The 14,933-nt window shown below is 62.2% G+C and carries 13 protein-coding genes; 9 read left to right on the top strand and 4 right to left on the bottom strand.

What is annotated here, in order from left to right; all coding sequences use genetic code 11:
* Positions 1 to 27: 27 nt before the first annotated feature.
* On the top strand, positions 28 to 984 hold the full coding sequence (locus L7A15_RS04965; RefSeq protein WP_237208261.1) for a bifunctional riboflavin kinase/FAD synthetase: 957 nt from the start codon (positions 28 to 30) through the stop codon (positions 982 to 984).
* A 67-nt stretch (positions 985 to 1,051) separates the two neighbouring features.
* Here L7A15_RS04965 and L7A15_RS04960 read toward each other — a convergent pair whose 3' ends face one another.
* The 3 genes from L7A15_RS04960 to L7A15_RS04950 form a co-directional block, all read right to left on the bottom strand.
* The gene (locus L7A15_RS04960; RefSeq protein ID WP_237208262.1) at positions 1,052 to 1,876 is read right to left on the bottom strand and encodes an aldo/keto reductase; all 825 of its coding nucleotides are present in this window, start codon (positions 1,874 to 1,876) and stop codon (positions 1,052 to 1,054) included.
* 83 nt (positions 1,877 to 1,959) lie between these two features.
* Positions 1,960 to 2,700 (bottom strand): 5'-methylthioadenosine/S-adenosylhomocysteine nucleosidase, encoded by a 741-nt coding sequence (gene mtnN / locus L7A15_RS04955; protein WP_237208263.1) that lies wholly within the window; start codon positions 2,698 to 2,700, stop codon positions 1,960 to 1,962.
* Positions 2,701 to 3,192 (bottom strand): S-ribosylhomocysteine lyase, encoded by a 492-nt coding sequence (locus tag L7A15_RS04950; RefSeq protein ID WP_237189337.1) that lies wholly within the window; start codon positions 3,190 to 3,192, stop codon positions 2,701 to 2,703. It abuts the gene before it with no gap.
* Positions 3,193 to 3,506: 314 nt separating this feature from the next.
* Here L7A15_RS04950 and L7A15_RS04945 point away from each other — a divergent pair, with 314 nt between their 5' ends.
* From L7A15_RS04945 to L7A15_RS04930, 4 genes are all read left to right on the top strand, one after another.
* Positions 3,507 to 3,815, top strand: a complete 309-nt coding sequence (locus L7A15_RS04945; RefSeq protein ID WP_237189336.1) for a hypothetical protein — start codon at positions 3,507 to 3,509, stop codon at positions 3,813 to 3,815.
* Positions 3,816 to 4,093: 278 nt separating this feature from the next.
* Positions 4,094 to 4,363, top strand: a complete 270-nt coding sequence (gene rpsO, locus L7A15_RS04940) for a 30S ribosomal protein S15 (RefSeq protein WP_135012745.1) — start codon at positions 4,094 to 4,096, stop codon at positions 4,361 to 4,363.
* A 241-nt stretch (positions 4,364 to 4,604) separates the two neighbouring features.
* A complete protein-coding gene (locus tag L7A15_RS04935) occupies positions 4,605 to 6,845 on the top strand; it encodes a polyribonucleotide nucleotidyltransferase (protein ID WP_237212326.1) in 2,241 nt (746 codons plus the stop codon).
* A gap of 113 nt (positions 6,846 to 6,958) precedes the next feature.
* Positions 6,959 to 8,290 carry a M16 family metallopeptidase gene (locus tag L7A15_RS04930; protein WP_237189334.1) on the top strand — a complete coding sequence of 444 codons (1,332 nt, stop codon included), beginning with the start codon at positions 6,959 to 6,961 and terminating at the stop codon, positions 8,288 to 8,290.
* Between the two features lie 99 nt (positions 8,291 to 8,389).
* Here L7A15_RS04930 and L7A15_RS04925 read toward each other — a convergent pair whose 3' ends face one another.
* Positions 8,390 to 10,360, bottom strand: coding sequence for an acyltransferase family protein (locus tag L7A15_RS04925; protein WP_237212325.1), 1,971 nt, complete (start codon positions 10,358 to 10,360; stop codon positions 8,390 to 8,392).
* Between the two features lie 351 nt (positions 10,361 to 10,711).
* Here L7A15_RS04925 and dapB point away from each other — a divergent pair, with 351 nt between their 5' ends.
* The 4 genes from dapB (at position 10,712) to L7A15_RS04905 (ending at position 14,909) form a co-directional block, all read left to right on the top strand.
* Positions 10,712 to 11,467, top strand: a complete 756-nt coding sequence (gene dapB, locus L7A15_RS04920) for a 4-hydroxy-tetrahydrodipicolinate reductase (RefSeq protein WP_272878656.1) — start codon at positions 10,712 to 10,714, stop codon at positions 11,465 to 11,467.
* A gap of 5 nt (positions 11,468 to 11,472) precedes the next feature.
* Complete coding sequence (locus L7A15_RS04915; protein WP_237212324.1) at positions 11,473 to 12,078, top strand: hypothetical protein; 606 nt, start codon at positions 11,473 to 11,475, stop codon at positions 12,076 to 12,078.
* 71 nt (positions 12,079 to 12,149) lie between these two features.
* The gene (dapA, locus tag L7A15_RS04910) at positions 12,150 to 13,082 is read left to right on the top strand and encodes a 4-hydroxy-tetrahydrodipicolinate synthase (protein ID WP_237212323.1); all 933 of its coding nucleotides are present in this window, start codon (positions 12,150 to 12,152) and stop codon (positions 13,080 to 13,082) included.
* A 111-nt stretch (positions 13,083 to 13,193) separates the two neighbouring features.
* Positions 13,194 to 14,909: a ribonuclease J gene (locus L7A15_RS04905; protein WP_237189330.1), complete on the top strand. Its 1,716-nt coding sequence runs from the start codon at positions 13,194 to 13,196 to the stop codon at positions 14,907 to 14,909.
* Positions 14,910 to 14,933 lie beyond the last annotated feature (24 nt).

Raw genomic sequence — 14,933 nt, 5'->3', positions numbered from 1 at the left:
CTCGTAGCAACCCACCAGAGGAGCACAGTGAAGCGCTTTACCGATCTCGCCCAGATCCCCGCCGACTTCGGGCCCACCGTCGTGACCATCGGCAATTTCGACGGCGTCCATATCGGCCACCAAAAGGTGCTCTCCACCCTGGTGTCCACCGCCCGGGTTCACGGCCTGTCGTCCGTTGCCGTGTCTTTTGACCCCCACCCGGCCCGCGTCCACGGGCCCGCAGGCGTCCATATTGAAATCATGGGCCAGCAGGGCCGCCAGGAAATCCTTGAAGACCTGGGTGTCGACTACTACCTGTTGCTGCACTACAATCTTTCCTTCGCCGCCCAAACCCCCGAAGAGTTCGTCAAGCGCACCTTTGTGGACGCCCTCAAGGCCCAGTTCGTGGTCATTGGCGACGACGTGCGCTTCGGCACCAACAACTCCGGGGACCTGGGCACCATGAAAGAGCTGGGCGAAAAGTTCGGCTTTGAGGTGCTGGTGGTAGAAGACCTGCTGGCCCAGGACGACCGCCGCTGCTCGTCCACCTCTATTCGGCAGCTGCTGGCTGAGGGTCGGGTCGCTGACGCCGCCGCTATCTTGGGCCGCAACCATTACATGCGGGGCGAGGTCGTTCACGGGGCTGCCCGCGGCCGCGAACTTGGCTTCCCCACGGCTAACATGGATGTCGACTCGGTGGGCCTGGTGCCCGGCGACGGCGTCTACGCCGGTTGGCTGATCGACGAGGCAGGCACCCGCCACCCTGTTGCCGTATCGGTGGGTACCAACCCTACCTTTGAGGGAATCACCACCCGCCAGGTTGAAGCCCACGTCATTGGCCGCCCCCAGGAAAAGGTTGAAGATTTTAACCTCTACGGCCAGCACGTTACTTTAGAGTTCGTGGACTACCTGCGCGGCATGGTGGCCTACCGGGGCGTTGAAGCCCTCATTGAGCAAATGCACGCCGACGTCGAGCAGGCCAAGACCATTCTCGGTATCAACTAGAACCCCCTATACAAAGTTCCCGGAATAAGAGTGCTTATTCCGGGAACTTTTGTGTGATCTGCAGGTTCTACATCTCTTCGTGTGTATTCGGGTCAAACCCGCGGCCTACGCCGGCTTCTAGGGCGTCGATTCGGGCTACCTGGGTTTCTGATAGTTCCCAGGAGAAGACGTCCAGGTTTTCCTCCAGGCGGCTGGTGGAGGAGGACTTGGGCAGGGGCACAAGGTTCTTCTGGACCTCCCAGCGCAGGACGACCTGGGCCGGGGTCTTGCCTAGCTCCTGGGCGAGGGCAGCCAGGGTGGCGTCCTTGAGCAGGGGGGTCTTGCGGCCCAGGGGCGACCAGCACTGGGTCAAAATAGCTTTACTGAAGTTGTAGCTGACCCAGTCGGCCTTCTGGGAGTAGGGGTGCAACTCAATCTGGTTGATGGCCGGGGTGACCCCGGTTTCAGCGATTAAGCGGTCAATATGTTCGGGGAGGAAGTTGCTGACGCCGATGGACTTGACCAGGCCCTCCTCCTGCAGCTCAATCATGGCCTGCCAGGTCTCAAGGTAGAGGCCCTGGGAGGGGTTGGGCCAGTGGATCAGGTAGGCGTCCAGGTAGTCCAGGCCCATCCGTTCGAGGGTGCCTTCCAGGGAGGGGCGCACTTTCTTCGCCCCGTGGTCGCGGCCGGGCAGCTTGGACTGGACGAAGATGTCCTCGCGTTTCACGCCGGAGCGTCGCACGCCCTTGCCGACACCTTTTTCGTTCTCATAATTCACGGCGGTATCAACCAGCCGGTAGCCCCGGTTGATTGCTTCGGAGACGGTGACCTCAGCTTCGACGTTGGAGAGGGGGTAGGTTCCCAGGCCCAGGGCGGGGATGGGGTTACCGTCGCGGAGGGTGTGCTGGTACATGCGGTGTTTTCCTTGGGTGCGAGGGGTAGGGGTGCAGGGGCGCTCCCTGCCTCCCTGGGGTGGAGGGAGGCAGGGCGGGGGTGTTAGCGGGCCAGGACGGCGAGGGCCAGGGTGGCGCTTCGTTCGGCGACGATGGGGGCGTCCATGTGGAAGTCCTGGTCGGCTGCCGGGCCGCAGAGGTCTGAGATTCCTCGGATCGCCAGGAAGGGGATCTGGCGGCTGGTGCAGATCTGGGCTAGGGCGGTGGTTTCCATGTCGGTGGAGATGGCCTGCGGGAAGATCTCGCGGGTGTCTTTGACATTTTTGGCGGTGACGAAGGAGCCACCGGCAAGCATCTGCCCGAAGAGGGGGGTACCTTCGCCGCTGTAGGCGGCTGCTGCGGCCCTGGCCTGGTCGAGGAGGGCGGGTTGGGTTGCGTAGGTTGCGGGCATGCCCGGCACCTGCCCGAACTCGTAGCCGAAAGCGGTGGCGTCCGCGTCCGTGTAGGTGTACTCGGTGCCGATCGCCAGATCGCCCACCTCAACATCGGCCCGCAGGCCACCTGCGGTACCGGCTGACAGGACGAGGCGCGGGGCAGGAACCAGCGACAGGGCAACAGTCAGGGCGGTGGCGGCATTGACCAAGCCGATCTTGGAGCGCACCAGCAGGATTTTGAGGTCACCGGAGTCGGTTGCGAGTGCTCGCGGGTAGAACTCGGCCTCGCCTAGGGCGTAGGCGTCACCGACAGCCTGGGTTTTTTCGAGGAAGGGGGCGGCCTCAACGTCCATGGCCACCTGAATAATAGCGGCCTTCTCGAAGCCTGCAGGGAGGGTAAAAGCTGCCATCTATGCCATCACCTGTTCCCACTCGTCCTTGCGGGCCAAGAAGTCGCGGACGGCCGCCTGTGCCTCCTCTAGGGAGTGGTTGGCGCCCCAGCCGCACTGCACCTCGTTGGCGGCCGGAACTTCGGTGGCGTCCAGGAGGTCTTGCATGGTGACGGCAAGGATCTGCATGAAATCTGCCGGTTCTACGCCCAGGGTCAGGGCGTAAAAGCCGGTCTGGCAGCCCATGGGGGAAAAATCAATCAGGGCGTCGGTGTGGTTGCGCATGTGGTGGGCGGTCATGTGCTCAATGGAGTGAATCGCTTTCATGCCCAGGTGGCCCTTATTGGGCTGGGTGAAGCGCACATCGTACTTAACCAGGACGTCCCCACCCGGAAGGGTCTTGCGGTCGGCTACGCGCACATAGGGGGCCGCCACAGCGGTATGGTCCAGGTCAAAAGATTCGACGTTCGTCTTCTGCTTCTCAAAATTCTCAGGCTTTTGCATGGTTCCCATTCTCCCAGGCTCAGGGCACAAGCGCTAGCTGCGGAGTAATCTACTCAATATAGGCTGATTTATACGAGCTCACCTCACCCCAGCTCACACTGGCTTAACCTCTGGCGCAAGGACGCCCCTGAATAGCCGACGTGGAAGGGATGAGTGAGGGTTTCCGCGTAGCGAAACAGAAACTCTTACGAATCAGCCGAGCATGCGAGGCTGACGGCGAACTACGGCGAGCCCGCCAGGGCGAGACGTGAGAGCGGTTGTCGGCGTCAGGGGCGTCTTTTGCGCCCCCAGAACCTAACCAAGAAGATTGTGGAGTGTTAACCATGAACGTATTGATTCCTACTGCTGCTGCCTCTGCTGGCCTGATGGGTGGCTATAAGGTTGCCCGGGCAACCGGCGTCCGCGCCCTGGGCGGGGTTGCCCTGGCCGCCGGTGGTGCTGCCGCTTTTGCCGGCTGGAAGAAGAACGCCGGTACCGGCACCGCAGCTGCCCTGACCGGTGTCTACCTGGGCGCTTTCGGCTACTCCCATGCCCTGCACAAGAAGATCGGCCCCTGGCCTGCTGTGTGCGCCGTGACCGGGGCTACCGCGCTCGCCTCCCTGGCTTTTGGCCGACAGAAGAAGGCCGCCTAGGGCCCGGGCGTCCGCCCCTTCTGCTGGCCTCAGGACGTCCGCCCTGCCCGCCCCGGGAGTCTTCCGTGGTTGGGGAGGGGAGCGGGGCATCCGGGTGAGCCAACTACCACAGGCTGACCTCTTCCCCGCACCCTCTACTCTGCGGTAGAGTTGAGACTGTATGTGACCGCAGTCCGTGGCAGTTACCTACAGAAGCCCCAGCTGAGGCTGGTGGCCCTCACCCCGGCAGCAAAAATGTTGACCGGGCCGTACACGGCACTAACTCTAGGAGTTACACCATGGCTCTTGATCCCAAGATCAAGCAGGAAATCATGAAGGAATACGCAACCCACGAAGGTGACACCGGTTCACCCGAGGTTCAGGTTGCAGTTCTGACTCGTCGTATCACCGACCTGACCGAACACCTCAAGTTCCACAAGCACGACCACCACTCACGTCGTGGTCTGATGATCCTCGTTGGTCGCCGTCGCAACCTGCTCGGCTACCTCAAGAGCGTCGACATCGAGCGTTACCGCGCCCTCATCGAGCGTCTCGGTATCCGCCGATAACACCAGGTTTGTGAGCGTGAGGGCGTAACCCGCCTCGTCCGCCTCCTCTGCCTTTGGGCAAGGACGCACGGGGCTAGGGCGACGCCCTCACCCACACCCGGTACCCCCCAATTTAGAAATAAGTCGCCGCGGACTTTGACGGTCCTCGGTAGCGGTTTACAGAAGCAGCCCTTTAGGGTGGTGTCTGTGGGCCTCAATCGAAGACCGAAGTCGCGGCGCAGAAGATAGAAATGGAGGAACCTTGGAAGGTCCCGAAATTCAGTTTGCAGAAGCAATCATTGACAACGGCAAGTTTGGTAAGCGCGTTGTCCGTTTTGAAACCGGCCGTCTTGCCAAGCAGGCAGCAGGTTCTGCCCTGGTCACTATTGACGACGAAACCACCCTGCTGTCAGCGACTGCCATTGGCAAGTCCCCCCGCGACGGCTTTGACTTCTTCCCCCTGACCGTAGATGTTGAAGAGCGCATGTACGCAGCCGGTAAGATCCCCGGCTCCTTCTTCCGCCGCGAAGGCCGCCCCTCAACCGAGGCGATTCTGGCCGCCCGTCTGATCGACCGCCCCCTGCGTCCTGCCTTCAAGAAGGGTATCCGCAACGAGGTTCAGGTTGTTGTCACCGTCCTGACCATTGAGCCTGACGAAATCTACAACACCGTTGCGATCAACGCAGCGTCTTGCTCCACCACCCTGTCCGGTGCCCCCTTTGCGGGCCCCGTCGGCGGTGTGCGCGTCGCCCTGATCGACGGCCAGTGGGTCTGCTTCCCCAAGTTCTCCCAGCTGGAGAACGCCGTCTTCGACATGGCTGTTGCCGGTCGCGTCGTCACCAAGGCTGACGGCACCGAGGACGTCGCCATCATGATGGTTGAGGCAGAAGCAACCGACAACTCCTGGAAGCTCATTAAGGAAGACGGCGCTACCGCCCCCACCGAAGAGATCGTTGCTGAGGGTCTTGAAGCTGCTAAGCCCTTCATTGCTGCCCTCTGTAAGGCCCAGGCTGACCTGGCTGCCCGCGCTGGTAAGCCCGCCCTGGACCTGCCCATCTTCGGTGAGCGTGCCGCAGAAATCGACGAAGCCGTTAAGTCGTTTGAGCCCAAGATCGTTGAGGTCTACTCCATCGCCGGTAAGCAGGACCGCGAAACCGCGTCCGCTGACCTGCAGCAGGAGATCCTTGAAGCTCTCGCCGGTGAGGGCAAGGAGTTCGAAGGCCGCGAGGACGAAGTCAACGCCGCCTTTAACGCCCTGACCAAGCACGTTGTGCGTCAGCGTATTCTGACCGAGCAGGTCCGTATCGACGGCCGTGGCCTGACCGACATCCGCCAGCTGACTGCTGAGGTTGAGGTCCTGCCCCGCGTCCACGGCTCTGCTATCTTCGAGCGTGGCGAAACCCAGATCATGGGTGTCACCACCCTGAACATGCTCAAGATGGAGCAGCAGCTGGACTCCCTCTACCCGGTCAAGTCCAAGCGCTACATCCACCACTACAACTTCCCGCCCTACTCAACCGGTGAAACCGGCCGCGTGGGCTCACCCAAGCGTCGCGAAATCGGCCACGGTGCCCTGGCTGAACGCGCCCTGACCCCGGTCCTGCCCTCCCGTGAGGAGTTCCCCTACGCTATCCGTCAGGTATCTGAGGCCCTGGGCTCCAACGGTTCAACCTCCATGGGTTCCGTCTGTGCCTCCACCCTCTCCCTGCTGAACGCCGGTGTGCCCCTCCGCGCCCCCGTCGCCGGTATCGCTATGGGTCTTGTCTCTGACGAGGTTGACGGCGAAACCCGCTACGCAGCCCTCACCGACATTCTCGGTGCTGAGGACGCCCTGGGCGATATGGACTTCAAGGTCGCAGGTACCTCCGAGTTCGTCACCGCTATCCAGCTGGACACCAAGCTCGACGGCATTCCCGCCTCCGTCCTGGCTGGCGCCCTGACCCAGGCCCGTGAAGCCCGCCTGCACATCCTCGAGGTCATCAATGCCGCCATTGACGCCCCCGATGAAATGAGCGACTACGCCCCCCGCGTGATCTCCGTCCAGGTTCCCGTCGCCAAGATCGGTGAGGTTATCGGCCCCAAGGGCAAGATGATCAACCAGATCCAGGAAGACACCGGCACCGACATCTCCATCGAGGACGACGGCACCGTCTACATCGGCGCCACCGACGGCCCCTCCGCTGAGGCAGCCCGCGCAGCCATCAACGCGATTGCTAACCCGCAGGTTCCCGAGGTCGGCGAGCGCTACCTGGGCACCGTCGTCAAGACCACCACCTTCGGTGCTTTCGTCTCCCTGACCCCCGGTAAGGACGGCCTGCTGCACATCTCCGAGCTGCGCAAGCTCAACGGTGGTAAGCGCGTCGATGATGTTGAGGACGTCGTTGGGGTTGGCCAGAAGGTCCAGGTTGAGATCTCCAAGATTGATGATCGTGGCAAGCTCTCCCTGGTTCCTGTCGTCGCTGACGAAGACCTGGCTGATGCAGACGGCGCAGACGAAGAGTAGGCTCTGCCCGGCTACCCTTTAGCCCTGTGATAAGGGGGCAGACACCTGCTGTTGTGTCTGCCCCCTTTCTCTCATTTTTTGTTCTTTGATTTTTGATCGTGTGAAAGGCTGTTATGCCCGTCCTGCTTCCCGTTGATACTGCTGAGCTCACTGACGAGCTTGATTACCGCACTGGTCGCCTGATTTATGCCGGTGGGGGAGGTAATGAGGTCCGCCGGAGTGTTTTGCCCGGTGGTGTGCGTGTGATTACTGAGCGGATGCCCTCCCAGCGTTCTGTGTCCCTGGGGTTCTGGATTGGGGTAGGTTCGCGGGATGAGCAGCCGGGGATGCTGGGGTCGACCCATTTCTTGGAGCACTTGCTGTTTAAGGGGACTGAGTCCCGTTCTGCCCTGGATATTGCGAATGCTTTTGACCGGGTGGGTGGGGAGTCGAACGCTCTGACGGCTAAGGAGCACACCTGCTACTACGCGCGGGTGCTGGACGACGATACGGCCATGGCCATTGATGTGATTGCAGATATGGTGACCGGTGCGGTGCTTGATCCGGAGCTCCTCGAGCAGGAGCGCGGGGTGATTCTGGAAGAGTTGGCTATGGACCAGGACGACCCGACCGATGTTGCTTTTGAGTCTTTTATTGAGCAGTTGATGGGGGCTAACCCCCTGGGCCGCCCGATTGGTGGTACCCCGCAGGAGATTACGGATGTTGCCCGCGATAAGGTGTGGGAGCATTACAAGCAGTTTTATACGCCTGACCGTCTGGTGATTTCGGCGGCGGGTAGTTTGAATCATGCTGAGATTGTGAATCTGGTGCTTGAGTCTTTGGCCAACCGGGGCTGGGATTTGACGGAGGGGGTAGCTCCTGCTGCCCGCCGCGTCCGCTCGGAGAGCGTGATTGTGCCTGGCGCCCGGGAGAAGACCCTGGAGAAGGGCTTTGAGCAGACCAATATTGTGATGGGTTGCCCGGGTCTGATTGCGGGCGACGAGCGCCGCTATGCCATGAGCGTGTTGAACTCGGCCCTGGGTGGGGGTATGTCCTCCCGGCTTTTCCAGGAGATTCGGGAGAAGCGGGGTCTGGCTTATTCGACCTTTAGTTTTACCGGTTCCTATTCGGACGCGGGCTACTTCGGCATGTATGCGGGTTGCCTGCCGGCTAAGGCCGAGCAGGTACAGGAGCTGATGCGTTCTACTTTTGCTGAGCTGGCTGAGAAGGGCCTGACCCAGGAGGAGCTGGAGAAGGTGGTGGGCCAGCTGGGGGGTTCAACGGTGCTGGGCAGCGAGGACGCCGGTTCCCGCATGAGCCGCCTGGGCCGGGCTGAACTGGATTCGGGCAAGTTCCTGTCGATTGATGAGCTGCTTGAGGGGGTCCGCTCGGTGACCCTGGAGCAGGTCAATGAGCTGGCCCGCTACCTAGCAGGCCAGGAGTGGGTGACCACCATCGTCAAGTAGGTTGATTTTAGGCCTATACAAGAAGCGCCAGACCCTGTTGTTGGGTCTGGCGCTTCTTGTGTACTGGGCCTACTTATCTACCTGGCCTAGGTCAGTAATTTAGCCCTGGGCTTTGGCCACGGCTTCAGCTACGACGCGGGCGTAGACGGTGAGGCCCTCATTCTGGGGGTGGACGCCGTCTGAGACCAGGTATTCGGGGTGGCCCTTGGCTGCAGCCTGCCAGTCGGCGACGAAGACCTGCCCAGGGTTCTGGGCTGCGAAGCTGCGGATGAGCTGGTTGGAGGGCTCAATCCAGGTGAGGTTGGCGGGGCCGACGCCGGTGACGAGCACGATCTTGCGGTCGCCTACGGTTTTCTTGAGTTCTTCGAGCTGGTCCGCAGTGTAGGTGGAGTTGGCGGTGACGGACAGGACTAGCACGTCGCGTAGTTGGCCGCTGCTTTCAAGCTGGGCGACGATAGGCAGGGCCGCTGAGCTGTTGCGGGAAACTTCTGCGTTGACGACGGCCTGGGGCAGGGCCTCGCTGAGGGCGATAGAGGAGGCGAGGGTGACAGAATCGCCGACGATGGTGACTTGGTCACTGGCGATTTTGGGGTAACCGGTAGCAGCAGAGGGGGTGGGGGTCGCCGGGGCGGTGGCATCCGCCTCTTGGGCCTGGGTGCTGGGGCTTGCTGTTGCCTCTGCAGTTTCCTGGGCGTCGGGGGCCTCTGCTGGGGTGCTGGGTGCGACGGTGGGCTGGGGCTGCTGGGCTGCGCTTGCGCCTGCGGCTACTACGGCTTCTGCCTGGGTCATGGTGGGGGCAGTACGGACGGCAAAGACTGTGGTGACGAGGGTTATTCCGGCGAGGACGGCGGCGGCCAGGGGGAGGGCGCGTCCGGTTGGGGCGACGATGGCGTTAAACCAGGAGGTGAGGGCTCCCCGGAAGCCCAGGTGTCGCACGGGTTGTTCTACGAACATGTAGGAGAGCCCGGCAACAATAAAGGTAAGGAGCATGACTGCTGCGTTGACCCAGGGGGAGCGGTTGGCACCGAAGATGTAGTGGGCCAGGACGGCAAGCGGCCAGTGCCAGAGGTAGATACCGTAGGAACGTTGCCCGATCCAGACGAGGGGGCCCAGGGAGAGGAGGTCACGGTAGACGTTGGCTAGGGGGCCGCGGACGTCGGGCAAGAGGGCTTGAATCATGCCGAAGCCGAGGAGGGAGCCGAGGAGTAGGCCCCAGGGCATGAGCCAGGGGGAGTGGTCAGAGAGTAGCAGGGAAAGCGGGACTACGGCGATGAGGCTAACCCACCCTGCGGCCTGGCGGATAAGGCCGAGGGGGCCGTGGCCGTAGCCGACGATGGGGTAGAGGCGGCTGTCGGTGGGAGGGTACATGGACCAGGGGATGAGCATGGCCAGGAGCACACCCAGCATGAGGCCAAAGAGGTGGGTGTCGGTGCCGTAGTAGAGGCGGGCTGAGGAGGCTCCGAGCTGGCCCAGGAGGACGGCTAGGAGGACGGAGAGAAGTCCCAGGGCAGCTGGGACCAGGGCGCGGCGTGACCACTGGGAGGTGAACATGAAGACGAAGACCATGATCACAGGCCAGAAGAAGTAGAACTGTTCTTCAACGGCGAGGGACCAGAAGTTGGTCATGAGTTCGGGGGTGGTTTGGGCGAAGTAGTCGTTTCCGGCAAAGATGAGCAGCCAGTTGGAGGAGTAGGTGAAAACGCCGAGGATTTGGCGGCCGAGGTCGACCTGGGCGTCGCCGCCGACGAGCAAAGCCAGGGGGGCTACGACGAGGGTGAGCAGGGCGAAGGCCGGAACCAGGCGGCGGAGTCGTCGCACCCAGAAGGAGATGATGTCCATCTTGCCCGTGTAGGCACCTTCGCGCAGCAAAAGAGCAGTGATCAGGTAGCCGGAGATGACGAAGAAGACATCGACACCGATCATGCCGCCGGGCAGGTACTGGGGCCAGAAGTGGTACACCAGCACGAGTAGGACGGCGATAGCGCGGATTCCGTCTAGTCCCCGAAGGGTGTAGCGCCGTTGGCCCTCGTGGGGGTGCACAGCGGAGTAAAAAACGTGGTCGTCTTTCATGGGTCCTTCGTGGGGTCAGGGGGGTGGAAGGTGCCGGTTGGTCCCCTAATAGTTTAGGGGCTTGAGGCGGTTTTTGCGTGGTAGGCCTCAACCCAGGGGAGGGTGAGTGTGGACGCTGGTGGGGTGGGGCGTCCTGCCGCTATTTCGTATTGTGGAATGTTTGGCCCTGTATGACGGGGGCTGACGCGGACGCGGTGGGTTGGGAATGCGTCACCGGTGTGGTTTTGGCTAGAGTAGGGGGAAGTGGCGCAGGCGGAGGCCGCCATGAGTTTCGCCCCGCCAGGTGCCGTCCAGCCGAGTCTGGCTGGGGTGCGCCCTAACTGTAGTGAGACCGTGAAGGGTTGTGGAGCCTTGAGTAAGGTGTGGAAAGTAGCTGTTGTCGGCGCTGCCGGTCGTATGGGGTCTGAGGCTGTGAAGGCTGTGAATACTGCCCCTGATATGGATTTGGTGGTTGCCCTGGGCAACGGGGATTCTTTGGACCTGCTCGTTGATTATGGCGCTGAGGTCATGATTGATTTGACGGTTCCGGCTGCTACTGAAGCTAACGTGCATTTTGCGGTGGAGAACGGTATTCACGCTGTGGTGGGTACGACCGGTTGGACTGAGGAGCGTCTGGCGGCTCTTGAGGCTAAGTTGGCTGAGCGCCCTGAGGTGGGCGTGCTGATTGCCCCTAATTTTGCTATTGGCTCTTTGCTGGCAACTGAGTTTGCTGCTCGGGCCGCTAAGTTCTTTGAGTCGGTTGAGGTGATTGAGATGCATCACCCCAACAAGGTTGATGCGCCCTCGGGCACTGCCGTCCATACTGCCAAGAAGATTGGGGAGGCCCGGGCTGCTGCTGGGGTGCCTGAATCTCCTGATGCTACGGAAACCGATGAGGGAGGTTCACGCGGCGCTAAGGTGGCTGGCGTGAATGTTCATGCGGTGCGTCTGCGGGGTCTGACCGCCCACCAGGAAATCCTGTTGGGCGACGCGGGCCAGCAGTTGGTGATCCGCCACGACTCCTTCGACCGCACCAGCTTCATGCCCGGTGTGCTGCTGGGCGTCCGCCAGGTGGCCGAGCACCCTGGCCTGACCGTTGGTCTTGACCATTACCTCGATCTTTCCTAGCGGCTATGACCTCCCTGCGTCTTTTTGGTGCAGCAGCCATTACCCTGGCTGTCCTGACTGTGCTGATTCTCCCCCTGCCCCTTGGAACCCGCCTGTTCCTGCTGGCTGTTGGCGTATTTTGTGCGGTTTTTATTGCCGTGGACGCAGGCGGCCGCGGCAAGATTTTTGCCGGGTTAGTGACCGTGGCTCTGGCCCTGTATCTGGCACTGACCGCCCAGCGGGGCGTCCTGCTGATGCAGGAATCTGGGGCCCTCGGGCTGCTACTGGGCGGGGCCCTGATTGTTCTGCCAGTCCTGGGTGCCTGGGCTATGGTTCGGGAAATTATTTTTGGTTCCCGCACCCAGGCCCTGGGGCGGATTCTCAGTGAGGCCGGCGAACTTCCCGAAGATTCCCTGCCCCGCAGTGCATCGGGCCGTATTGACCGTGAAGCTGCCGACGCCCAATTCACTGCCTACGCCCAGGCCACCGAAGCAGAACCTGCCAACTGGAAAAACTGGTTCCGTCTCTCCCTGGCCTACGATGCCTCCGGCGACCGGAAACGAGCCCGCAAGGCCATGCGTACCGCGATCAACCTTCAGCGGGGATCACGTAGTACCCCCACCACCATATAGACAGTAGCTCCCACTCTTCTTTGAGCTAGCTCACCCCTAACCATCACAGCAGATAAGGTAACGTAGTAGATATGTCTCAGACCGCACAGACCACCGTACCCACCGCAGAACCCATCTTCGGGCGTCTGCTGACCGCCATGGTCACCCCCTTTACCGCCACCGGTGAGGTAGACGAGGCCGCAACCGCCGCCCTCGCTACCAACCTGGTAGACCGGGGCCATGACGGCCTGATCGTGTGCGGCACCACCGGTGAATACTCCACCATGACCGACGAAGAAAACGAGCGGGTCTTCCGTATCGTCAAGGACGCGGTGGGGGACCGGGCCAAGATCGTAGCCGGTGTTGGCTCCAACGACACCGCCCACACCCTGCACCTGGCCTCCCGCGCCGAAGCTGTAGGCGTCGACGGCCTGCTGGTGGTCACCCCCTACTACAACAAGCCCACCCAGACCGGCCTGGAAGCCCACTTCCGTACTGTCGCTGACGCGGTCAAGACCCCCGTCATGCTCTACGACATCCCCGGTCGCGCTGGTATCCCTATCACCCCGGCCGTCTACCGCAACCTGGCCAGCCACGAAAACATCGTCGCGGTCAAGGACGCCAAGGCCGACTTCACCGCCGCCACCGAGGTCATGGAAACCACCGACCTGGCCTACTACTCCGGCGACGACGGCCTGACCCTGCCCTGGATCGCCATGGGCGCCGTTGGCCTGGTTGGCGTCACCTCCCACGTGGCCCCCGAACAGTTCCGTCAGCTGATTGACGCAACCGTCGCCGGTGACCTCGCCACCGCCCAGAAAATCCACCTGGACCTGGCCCCGGTCGTCCGCGCCACCATGAGCCGGGTGCCCGGCTGTGTAGCCGCCAAGCAGATCCTCACCTGGCAGGGCATCCTGCCCACCAACACCGTGCGTCTGCCCCACGTGCCTGCCACCGACAGCGAAATGGCTCTCATGCGTGAGGACCTCGCCGGTTCCATCCTCGAATCAACCCTGATTCACTAAAGACTTTTTCACGGGTACCCTGCGGGCTGACCCCCAAAATCCACGCTGATTTTGGGGCAGCCCGCTTGCCCGTCTATTGAGTAACCACACCCCGATAAGAAAAGAGATCACATGCAAACAGTGACATCCCCGCACCTACCCCCCAAGCTGAAGAAAGACACCCTGCGCGTTGTGCCCCTGGGCGGCTTGGGCGAAGTCGGTCGCAACATGACCGTCTACGAAATCAACGGCAAGCTGCTGGTCGTAGACTGCGGCGTCCTCTTCCCCGAAGAATCCCAGCCCGGCGTTGACCTGATCCTGCCCGACCTTAACTACATCAAGGACCGTCTGCAGGACATCGTCGCCATCGTGCTCACCCACGGCCACGAAGACCACATCGGCGCTGTCCCCTACCTGCTGCGCCTGCGCCCCGACATCCCCCTGGTCGGCTCCCAGCTGACCCTGGCCCTGGTCGAAGCCAAGCTCCAGGAACACCGCATCAAGCCCTACACCATGGACGTCGTCGAAGGCCAGGTCGAACGCTTCGGCCCCTTCGAATGCGAATTCGTTGCCGTCAACCACTCGATTCCCGACGCCCTGGCCGTCTTCATCCGCACCAAGGCCGGTAAGTGCCTGCACACCGGTGACTTCAAGATGGACCAGCTGCCCCTGGACGGCCGCCTCACCGACCTGCGCCACTTTGCGCGGCTGGGTGAAGAGGGCATTGACCTCTTCCTGCCCGACTCCACCAACGCTGAGGTTCCCGGCTTCACCCCCACCGAAAAGAACATCGGCCCGGTCATCTCCAACGTCATGCGTGACGCCAAGCGCCGCGTCATCGTCGCCTCCTTCTCCTCCCACGTCCACCGCGTCCAGCAGGTTCTGGACGCCGCCGAAGAGCGCGGCCGCAAGGTCGTTTTGGTGGGCCGCTCCATGGTCCGCAACATGACCATCGCCGAGAAGCTGGGCTACCTCAAGGTCCCCGCCGGGATTCTTGTTGACCTGAAAAAGGTCGACGACTACCGCCCCGAGCAGATCGTCATGATGTGCACCGGCTCCCAGGGCGAACCCATGGCAGCCCTCTCCCGCATGGCTAACGGCGACCACAAGATCCAGGTTGAGAAGGGCGACACCATCATCCTGGCCTCATCCCTGATCCCCGGCAACGAAACCTCCGTCTACCGCGTCATCAACGGCCTCATGAAGCTGGGCGCCAACGTCGTCCACAAGGGCAACGCCAAGGTTCACGTCTCCGGCCACGCCGCCGCCGGTGAACTGCTCTACTGCTACAACATCCTGCAGCCCAAGAACGTCATGCCCGTCCACGGCGAAGTCCGCCACCTGCTGGCCTCCGGCAAGCTGGCCATCGAAACCGGTATCAAGCCCGACCGCGTCCTCATCGGCGACTCCGGCACAGTCGTTGACCTGCGTAACGGCCGGGCCGACATCGTCGGCCAGGTACCCTGCGAGTATGTCTACGTCGACGGCAAGTCCGTTGGCCACGTCACCGAAGACGACCTCAAGGACCGCCGCGTCCTGGGTGAAGAAGGCTTCGTGTCCATCGTGACCGTCGTTGACCGGGCCACCAAGCGCGTCGTCACCGGCCCCGACATCCACGCCCGAGGCATCGCCGAAAACGACTCCGTCTTTGACGACATCACCCCCAAGATCACCGCAGCCCTAGAGGACGCCCTACACCGGGCCCCCGAGCGGGTCCACACCACCCACCAGCTGCAGCAGATCGTCCGCCGCACCATGGGGGCCTGGGTGGCCCGCCGCCTGCGTCGCAAGCCCATGATCGTGCCCGTGGTGATTGAAACCCACACCCCCGAAGCCGACGGCAACTAGCACAACCTACCCGGCGGCAGTTCA

The sequence above is a fragment of the Rothia nasimurium genome, from assembly GCF_928391935.1.
Taxonomy (GTDB): domain Bacteria; phylum Actinomycetota; class Actinomycetes; order Actinomycetales; family Micrococcaceae; genus Rothia; species Rothia nasimurium_D.
This window is presented reverse-complemented; position numbering and strand designations above follow the sequence as displayed.

Coding starts and splice junctions, on each gene's coding strand:
- L7A15_RS04905 (WP_237189330.1), top strand. CDS start 13,194: ATGCAAACAGTGACATCCCCGCACCTACCCCCCAAGCTGAAGAAAGAC.
- rpsO (WP_135012745.1), top strand. CDS start 4,094: ATGGCTCTTGATCCCAAGATCAAGCAGGAAATCATGAAGGAATACGCA.
- L7A15_RS04950 (WP_237189337.1), bottom strand. CDS start 3,192: ATGGGAACCATGCAAAAGCCTGAGAATTTTGAGAAGCAGAAGACGAAC.
- dapA (WP_237212323.1), top strand. CDS start 12,150: ATGTCTCAGACCGCACAGACCACCGTACCCACCGCAGAACCCATCTTC.
- L7A15_RS04915 (WP_237212324.1), top strand. CDS start 11,473: ATGACCTCCCTGCGTCTTTTTGGTGCAGCAGCCATTACCCTGGCTGTC.
- L7A15_RS04960 (WP_237208262.1), bottom strand. CDS start 1,876: ATGTACCAGCACACCCTCCGCGACGGTAACCCCATCCCCGCCCTGGGC.
- L7A15_RS04930 (WP_237189334.1), top strand. CDS start 6,959: ATGCCCGTCCTGCTTCCCGTTGATACTGCTGAGCTCACTGACGAGCTT.
- L7A15_RS04945 (WP_237189336.1), top strand. CDS start 3,507: ATGAACGTATTGATTCCTACTGCTGCTGCCTCTGCTGGCCTGATGGGT.
- L7A15_RS04925 (WP_237212325.1), bottom strand. CDS start 10,360: ATGAAAGACGACCACGTTTTTTACTCCGCTGTGCACCCCCACGAGGGC.
- mtnN (WP_237208263.1), bottom strand. CDS start 2,700: ATGGCAGCTTTTACCCTCCCTGCAGGCTTCGAGAAGGCCGCTATTATT.